At 61.2% G+C, this 1,234-nt stretch carries 1 protein-coding gene; it reads right to left on the reverse strand.

The window, feature by feature from the left end:
* On the reverse strand, positions 1 to 1,197 hold a 1,197-nt coding region (locus AB1555_20165; protein MEW6248994.1), incomplete at its 3' end, for a molybdopterin-dependent oxidoreductase.
* Between the last annotated feature and the right edge of the window lie 37 nt (positions 1,198 to 1,234).

Genomic DNA, 1,234 nt, shown 5'->3' on the forward strand with positions numbered 1-1,234 from the left:
ATCGCCATGGTTCCAGTAACCGACTTCCTCGCCATAGTAATACGACTTGGTCTTGATCTCCTTGCCGTGGGCGTTGGGATCCAGGGTGATGTTGAAGGGATCTTCGCCCGTGTGCACCGCCAACCCGGCGCCGGACCAGGGCGTGGCATTCCAGATACCCGCCTTGTAGTTGCCGGCCCAGGTATGTTGCCCGCTGCCGAACTTGCCCACGTTGCCGGTGATGATCAACACCATCGCCGCCGCGCGGGCAGACGCCGTCATGTGGAAATAATGGTTCGTCCCTTCGCCGTTGTGAATGGCGTGCGGCTTGATGGTCCCCGCGTCGCGCGCCCACCGGACGATGAGGTCCTTGGGCGCCCGGTTGATCTGGTGCACGGTGTCCAGATCATAGTCTTGGAAATGCACCAGGTACATCTGCCAGACCGGCATCACGTCGATTTCCCGGCCGTTGAGCAGCTTCACCCGGTAGGTGCCGTGCAAGGCCGCATCGATGCCGCTCTTCCGATAGTGATAGCCGACCAATTCCCGATGCAGCGGCACCGCCTGGTTCTTGTTGAGGTCCCAGACCATCATGCCGCCCAGCCGCTCGATCTGCTCCGGCTTCAACGACTGCACCCGGCCCGAATAGCTCTTCGAGAAGTCCGGGAACTGATAGTCTTTGATCACGTCGCGCGGATCCAGGTATTGCAACGTGTCGGTCCGCACGAGAATCGGCGCGTCCGTAAACTCCTTCAGAAAGTCGATGTCGTGCATGTTCTCGTCCACGATGATCTTCATCGCGCCCAAGAACAACGCACCGTCCGAGTTATTGCGGACCGGAATCCAATAATCTGCCCGGTAGGCGACGGGGTTATACTCCGGCGTGATCACCACGATCCGGGCGCCCCGCTCGATGGATTCCAGCTTCCAGTGGGCTTCCGGCATCTTGTTCTCGACGAAGTTCTTGCCCCAACTCGTGTTGAGCTTGGAGAACCGCATGTCTGCGAGGTCGATGTCGGATGTTTGGACGCCCGCCCACCACGGATGCGCCGGATTCTGATCGCCGTGCCAGGTGTAATTGGAGAAATAGCGGCCGCCCTGCGCCTGCGCCGGTCCGACCTTGCGGATCCAGGTGTCCAGCAAGGCCCAGCAGCCGCCGTTCATCCGGGTCACCCCCATCTTGCCGATGATGCCGAGCACCGGCATGCCCGCGCGCATCTTGAAGCACCGGGTGCCCGCGCCCTTCATCATCTCG

This window comes from Nitrospirota bacterium (assembly GCA_040755395.1).
In the GTDB taxonomy this organism is placed as follows: domain Bacteria; phylum Nitrospirota; class Nitrospiria; order Nitrospirales; family Nitrospiraceae; genus DATLZU01.